The organism is Methylobacterium sp. A49B, from assembly GCF_053346215.1.
The window spans coordinates 72533-79883 of sequence record NZ_JBKFBO010000137.1 but is presented as its reverse complement, the minus strand read 5'-3'; the positions used below and the strand labels follow the sequence as shown (position 1 = coordinate 79883).

Genomic DNA, 7351 nt, shown 5'->3' with positions numbered 1-7351 from the left:
GCCGCGTGGCGGTTGACGTCCTTGTAGAGGAGGTAGCGGAAGGGTCCCGGTCCGCCGGCGTAGCAGGCCTGGGGGCAGAAGGCGCGCAGCCACATGTAGTCGCCGGCCTCGACCTCGACCCAGTCGCGGTTGAGCCGGTAGACCGCCTTGCCCTCCAGCACGAACAGCCCGTGCTCCATGACGTGGGTCTCCTCGAACGGGATCGAGGCGCCCGGACGCAGCGTCACGATGTTGACGTGCATGTCGTGGCGCACGTCGTCGGCGGCGACGAAGCGGGTGGTGGCCCAGGCCCCGTCCGTACCGGGCATCGCCGCGGGCGTGACGTCGGCTTCGTGGGCGAGGAACGACGGGGGCGCGTCGAGGCCGGGCACGCGCTCGTAGGCCTTGCGGATCCAGTGGACGCGGGCGGGCTCGCCGCCGTCGTTGCGCAGGCTCCAGGCCGCCCCGGGGGCGAGGTAGGCGTAGCTGCCGGGCCGCAGGGCGTGCGCGCGCCCGTCGAGGACGAGCCGCAGCTGGCCGCCGACCACGAAGAGCACGCCCTCGGCCTCGGGATCCGGCTCGGGCTGCTCGCTGCCGCCGCCGGGGGCGATCTCCATCAGGGCCTGCGCGAAGGTCTCCGAGAAGCCCGAGAGCGGCCGGGACAGCATCCAGGTCCGCGTGCCGGTCCAGAACGGCAGGACGCTGGTGACGATGTCGCTCATCACGCCCTTCGGGATGACTGCGTAGGCCTCGGTGAACACGGCCCGGCCGGTCATCAGGGCGGTCTGCGGCGGAAGGCCCCCGCAGACCGGGTTGTAGGACGAATGCGTCATGATGGTTTCCCGCCGGGATCCGATCCGCTGAGCATCGAAGGCCTTGGTCTAGACGTCAAATACCTTTTGTGTTGCCATTCATTCGAATTCCGTATGGTTGGGATGCATGGAACTCCGTCACCTCCGATACTTCGCAGCGGTGGCCGAACATCTCAGCTTCACTGCGGCCGCAGCGAGCCTCGGCGTATCGCAGCCGCCGCTCAGCCAGCAGATCCGCGACCTCGAGATCGAGATCGGCGTGAACCTGTTCGAGCGATCGAGCCGGCGCGTGGCCCTGACCGCGGCCGGGGAGGACTTCCTGCGCAACGCCCGGGCGATCCTCGCCCAGGCCGCCGACTCGGTCGATCGGGCGCGCACCATCGGCACGGGGACGACCGGCATCCTGAACATCGGCATGACCAGTTCCGTACTGGTCGGCCCGCTCGGTTTCCTGATCCGCTCCTTCGAACAGCGGTTCGAGGGGGTAGACGTGCGCATCCACGAGATGGCGCCGGCCGATCAGATCGCCGCCCTCAAGGCGCATCGCACGGACCTGAGCTTCCTCCGCAGCCCCCCGGAGGATCCCGACCTCGTCGCGCATCGGGCGTGGGAAGAGCGGCTGTGCGTGGCGCTGCCCGCGGGACACGAGCTCGCAACCGGTCGGAGCGTCCCGATCGACATCTTCCGGACCGAGCGGCTGGTCTCGCTGCGCCTCGAAAGCTCCCGCTTCGCCGACGAGATCTATCAGGCCTGCGTGCTCAGGGGCTTTACGCCCGACATCGCACAGCAGGTCCGGGAAGCCTCGTCGCTGGTGAGCTTGGTCGCGGCTGGCTTCGGTCTCGCCATCATCCCGGAATTCGTGGGCCGCGTGGGGCACCCGGACGTCACCGTCCTCCCGATCGACCCGCCCTTCCTCTCGGCGGATGTCTACGCCCTGCATCACGCCCGGAAGAACCCGGTCCTCAACAACTTCCTCGACATGATCCGGCGGGAGGCGCCCCGGCTGGCGGAACGCTTCCGCGCCGCCTGACGCGGCGTCTCACCCCCGGCCAGATGCACGAGGGCGTTCATCTCCGAGGCTTGCGGGACCTTCGCGTTACAAAGCCACTTCGTCATTCCGGGTCGCCGCAGGCGAGCCCGGACCCGGAGGGGCACGCCGGAGGCGGGCAATCCAGATCCACTGTCAGTGCGAGGCCTTGGCAAGTCGGCGGCTCCGGATCCCGGGCTCCGCTGTGCGGCCCGGGATGACGGGGGTGAAGCGATCGCGCGCTGAGGCTCGGAGAGGGAATGGGATATGCTGGCTCTAGACGGGCGGACATTCAGATGTGCCGGCCTCCGAGCGTCCCAACCATTCGCACAACCTATCAATCCAGCCGAACAACATATTGGACAGTGGGAGACCGACACGTCTATCGATGGTCGGAACGAGGGATTTTCCCATGTTCGATCTCGATCAGGCCTATCCCCGCGACATGGTGGGCTACGGCCGGTCCCGGCCGGAACCGCGCTGGCCCGGCGGCAAGCGCGTGGCCGTCCAGTTCGTCGTCAACTACGAGGAGGGCGCCGAGAACTGCATCCTCCACGGGGATGCCGCTTCGGAAGCCTTCCTGTCCGAGATCGTGGGGGCGTCGCCCTGGCCCGGCCAGCGCCACGCCAACATGGAGTCGATCTACGAGTACGGCGCGCGGGCCGGCTTCTGGCGGCTCTGGCGCGCGTTCACGAGCCGGAATCTGCCCGTCACGGTCTTCGGCGTCGCCGCCGCCATGCGCCGGAACCCCGAGGCCGTGGCCGCCATGGTCGAGGCCCGTTGGGAGATCGCCAGCCACGGATTGCGCTGGATCGACTACCGCGACCACAGCCCGGAGGCCGAGCGGGCCGATATCGACGCGGCCGTCGCGCTCCAGACCGACCTGACCGGCAGCAGGCCGCTGGGCCTCTACCAGGGTCGGACGTCCACGAACACGCTCGCCATCGGCGCGGCCGAGGGCGGCTTCCTCTATCTCGCGGATTCCTACGCCGACGACCTGCCGTACTGGCTGATGATCGGCGGCCGCCAGCAGCTCGTGGTCCCCTACACCCTCGACGCCAACGACATGCGGTTCGCGACGGCGCAGGGCTTCAACAGCGGCGAGCAGTTCTTCAGCTACCTCAAGGACACCTTCGACGTCCTGTGCCGCGAGGGCGAGGCGGGGCAGGGCGGCATGATGTCGGTCGGGCTCCACTGCCGCCTGGTCGGACGGCCGGGCCGGATGGCGGCCCTGGAGCGGTTCCTCGATTACGTCCGCGATCATCCCGGCGCCTGGGTGACCACCCGGCTGGATATCGCCCGCCACTGGATCACGGCCCATCCGCCGCAGGGCGGCTACCGCCCGAGCCGCATGGGGCCCGCGCTGTTCAGCGACGTCTTCGGTCCGGTCTGCACGCTCCTGGCCGGCGGCTCGCCCGACGATGGGGCCGCGATGGCCGCGAAGGTCCACGCGGGCGGCATCGGACCGGAGGCCGACCGGGCCGAGGACTTGGCGCGCCGTCTCTGCAAGACCGCGGGCGGCCGGGCCGACGGCCGGGTAATCCTGGACAGGCTGGAGAGGCTGATCGCCCGCTAGAGATGCGCAGTCGATCGCCGGCTCGCGGCAGTGATCCGGCGGACGACGTGCAGTAACTGTATTGCGTAAAGACTACGCCCGATCGGGCATACGTTTTGCGTGCCGAGCCGCAACTGGCCGGCATGACTACCGCAAAGCCCGGCAACAGGGCTGCGTCGAACTGGGAGAAGCGCGATGTACGCACATGTCGAGGCAGCGGGCCTGAGCACCGCCATGTCGGACGAGCGGGAGAAGGTCGTCCTCAAGCCGAGCTACGATCCCGACCTCGTCAACGAGGATCTCGCCCCGCTGAAGAAGCAGACCTGGGGCACCTACAACATCTTCGCCTTCTGGATGTCGGACGTGCACAGCGTCGGCGGCTACGTCACCGCGGGCAGCCTGTTCTCCCTCGGTCTGGTGAGCTGGCAGGTGCTGGTCGCGCTGCTCGTCGGCATCGTCATCGTCCAGGTCTTCTGCAATCTCGTCGCCAAGCCGAGCCAGCAGACCGGCACGCCCTATCCGGTGATCTGCCGCGCCGCCTTCGGGGTCAAAGGCGCCAACATCCCGGCGATCATCCGCGGGCTGATCGCGGTCGCGTGGTACGGCATCCAGACCTACCTCGCCTCGGCGGCCCTCACGGTCGTCGCGCTGCGCTTCTTTCCCGAACTCGCCGTCTACGCCGACCTCAAGCAGTACGGCTTCGCCGGCCTCTCCGGCCTTGGCTGGGCCGCGTTCATGACGCTCTGGGTCCTGCAGGCACTGGTCTTCTGGCGCGGCATGGAGGCGATCCGCGTGTTCATCGACTGGGCGGGACCTGCGGTCTACGTCGTGATGATCGCGCTGGCCGCCTACCTGGTCGCCAAGGCCGGCATCGGCCAGATCGGCCTGACCCTCGGCACCGTGAAGTACACGGGCTGGGACGCCCTGCCGGTGATGATCAACGCCGTGGCCCTCGTGGTCTCCTACTTCTCCGGCCCGATGCTGAACTTCGGGGATTTCTCGCGCTACGGTACGAGTTTCGCGGCGGTGAAGCGGGGCAATTTCTGGGGCCTGCCGGTGAACTTCCTCGGCTTCTCGCTGCTAACGGTCATCACCGCCTCGGCGACCGTCCCGGTCTTCGGCCACCTGATCACCGATCCGGTGGAGACGGTCAGCCGCATCGACAGCACCTTCGCGGTGGTGCTCGGCGCCCTGACCTTCATGACCGCCACCATCGGGATCAACATCGTGGCGAACTTCGTCTCGCCCGCGTTCGACTTCTCCAACGTGTCCCCGAGGCGGATCTCCTGGCGGATGGGCGGGATGATCGCGGCGGTCGGCTCGATCTTCATCACGCCGTGGAACCTCTACAACAACCCGGCCGTGATCCACTACACGCTCGACGTCCTCGGCGCCTTCATCGGCCCGCTGTTCGGGATCCTGATCGCCGACTTCTACCTCGTGAAGAAGGAGCGGGTGGTCGTGGACGATCTCTACACGATGAATCCCGCGGGCACGTACTGGTACAAGAACGGGTACAACCTCGCGGCCGTGGCGGCCATCGTCCCCTCCGCGGCGATCCCGGCGCTCTGCGTGATCCTGCCCGGCCTAGACAGCGTGGCGAACTTCACATGGTTCATCGGCTGCGGCCTCGGCTTCGGGATCTACGCCCTCATCATGCGCCGCCGGCCGGCGCCGGCGACGCGCCCCGCCTGAAGCGCGCAACCGTCGCGGCGGCGCGGCTCGACCCGCGCCGCACGCCTCCGACTTCTCCAACCCGACGCGGCGCCATGCGCATCCTTCTGCTCAACCCGAACACCACCGCCTCGGTGACCGCCCTCGTGGCCCGGCGGGCCGAGGACGTGGCCGGCGCGGCGGCGACCTTCGTGCCGGTGACGGCACGCTCCGGCGCCGCCTACATCGCCAGCCGCACGGCCCTGGCCATCGCCGGTCACGCCGCCCTCGACGCCTTCGCGGAGCACGGGGCGGGCTGCGACGCGGTCTTCCTCGCCTGCTTCGGCGATCCCGGGCTGCTGGCCTTGCGGGAGATCGCGCCCGTCCCGGTCGTGGGGATGCTCGAGGCCTCGTGTCTCGAGGCCCAGAAGACGGCGTCGCGCTACGCCATCGTCACGGGCGGCGCCCTGTGGAAGCCGATGCTCGCCGAGGCGGTCGCGGGCTTAAGCCTCGGCGACGGCCTCGTGGCCATCCGGACGATCGAGCGCACCGGCGGGGAGATCGCCCGAGACCCACAGGCGGCCCTGGCGGAGCTCGCCGCCGCCTGCCGCGCCTGCGCCGAGCAGGATCGCGCGGAGGCGGTGATCCTGGGCGGGGCGGCGCTGGCCGGCCTTGCCGCGCGCCTGCAGCCGCAGGTCGGGGTGCCGATCCTCTGCTCGGTCGAGACCAGCGTGCAGGCCGTCGTCGCGGCAGCGCGCGCGCCGTATCGGCGGCCGCCGGCCATCGCCTTCGACACGGTCGGTCTCGGCCCGTCCCTCGCGGCGCTGCTCACGCCTGGGGATCGGACCGCTTGAAACAACCGATCGCACGGCCGCGCGCCTCGTGACTGGCGCCGTCGTCCCGGGTCGAACATGTCCGCCATCCGTCCCGTCACGCTTCCAGTGTAGGCCACGCCATGACGATCCAGGCACAGGGCGCAACCGACACCCTCCCCATCGCGGCGTCCAGCGCCCTCGACGACACCTACCGCCGCATCACGTGGCGGCTGCTGCCGTTCCTGATGTTCCTCTGGGTCCTGTCCTGGATCGACCGGGTGAACATCGGCTTCGCCAAGCTCCAGATGCTCGCCGAGCTGCGGTTCAGCGAGACCGTCTACGGGATCGGCGCAGGGATCTTCTTCATCGGCTACTTCCTCTGCGAGGTACCGAGCAACCTGCTGCTCGAACGGATCGGCGCGCGCAAGACCATCGCGCGGATCACGCTCCTGTGGGGCCTGTGCTGCGTGGCGATGATGTTCGTCACCACGCCGGCCTTCTTCTACGTGCTGCGGTTCCTGCTCGGGGTGTTCGAGGCGGGGTTCTATCCGGGGGTCATCCTGTTCCTGACCTACTGGTATCCGAGCGAGCGGCGCGCCAAGGTGTTCGGCCTGTTCATGTCGGCCTCGGCCCTGGCCGGCGTGATCGGCGGCCCCCTGGCCGGCGCGATCATGGCGGGGATGCACGGGGTCAACGGCTGGTCCGGCTGGCAGTGGGTGTTCCTGCTCGAAGGCATTCCCTCGATCCTCGCCGGCCTCGTCACCCTGATCTACCTCACCGACCGCCCGTCCAAGGCGGCCTGGCTGACACCGGAGCAGCGCGCCCTGGTCGAGGCCGACCTCGCCCGCGACGCCGAGGCGCTCGGCCCCCGCGAGCACCGTATCCTGGCCTCGCTGAAGGATCCCCGCGTCTGGCAATGCATCGCGATCTTCTTCTGCATCGTCACGGCGAACTCGGCCCTGACCTTCTTCGGGCCGAGCGTGGTCCGCGATGCCGGCTTCACCGATCCGCTCACCGTGGGATGGATCATGTCGGCGGCCTACCTGTGCGGCGGCGCGGGGATGATCCTCAACGGGCGGCACTCGGATCGGACCGGTGAGGCACGCCTGCATTGCGGCGTGCCCGCCTTCATCGGCGCCCTGGCGATCGCCCTGACCGGCTTCTTCATCACGGATGCGCCCGCCCTCGCGCTGGTCATGCTGGCGCTGGCGATCGTCGGCACGATGAGCGCGATCCCGGTGTTCTGGCAGATCCCCGGCCGCTTCCTGGCGGGTTCGGCGGCGGCCGCCGGCATCGCGCTGATCAATTCGGTGGCCAATCTCGCGGGCTTCGGCGCGCCGGCGGTGATGGGCTACCTGCGCGAGCATTCCGGCTCGGTCTCGACCGGCCTCTGGCTGGTGGCGGCGGTCGAGGCCGCAGCGCTCGTTCTGATCCTCGCCTTCGTCCCACCCGCGACGTCCGCGATGGAGCGGCGCGCCCGGGCGCGGGCGGCGCACGAGCCGGCTTGATA

Annotated in this window: 6 protein-coding genes; 5 read left to right on the top strand and 1 reads right to left on the bottom strand. The window is 69.3% G+C overall.

The features are described from left to right. A partial coding sequence (locus tag ACLBX9_RS28245) for a bifunctional allantoicase/(S)-ureidoglycine aminohydrolase (RefSeq protein ID WP_447721219.1) occupies positions 1–812 on the bottom strand: 812 nt, incomplete at its 3' end. A 106-nt stretch (positions 813–918) separates the two neighbouring features. Here ACLBX9_RS28245 and ACLBX9_RS28240 point away from each other — a divergent pair. From ACLBX9_RS28240 to ACLBX9_RS28220, 5 genes are all read left to right on the top strand, one after another. Continuing rightward, positions 919–1821, top strand: a complete 903-nt coding sequence (locus tag ACLBX9_RS28240) for a LysR family transcriptional regulator (protein WP_039892858.1) — start codon at positions 919–921, stop codon at positions 1819–1821. 409 nt (positions 1822–2230) lie between these two features. Continuing rightward, positions 2231–3394 (top strand): allantoinase PuuE, encoded by a 1164-nt coding sequence (gene puuE / locus ACLBX9_RS28235; protein WP_010683428.1) that lies wholly within the window; start codon positions 2231–2233, stop codon positions 3392–3394. 174 nt (positions 3395–3568) lie between these two features. Next, positions 3569–5068, top strand: coding sequence for an NCS1 family nucleobase:cation symporter-1 (locus tag ACLBX9_RS28230; RefSeq protein WP_447721218.1), 1500 nt, complete (start codon positions 3569–3571; stop codon positions 5066–5068). Between the two features lie 74 nt (positions 5069–5142). Continuing rightward, positions 5143–5880 carry an aspartate/glutamate racemase family protein gene (locus tag ACLBX9_RS28225; protein ID WP_447721217.1) on the top strand — a complete coding sequence of 246 codons (738 nt, stop codon included), beginning with the start codon at positions 5143–5145 and terminating at the stop codon, positions 5878–5880. 101 nt (positions 5881–5981) lie between these two features. Continuing rightward, entirely contained in the window at positions 5982–7349 is a 1368-nt protein-coding gene (locus tag ACLBX9_RS28220; protein WP_447721216.1) for an MFS transporter, read from the top strand. Positions 7350–7351 lie beyond the last annotated feature (2 nt).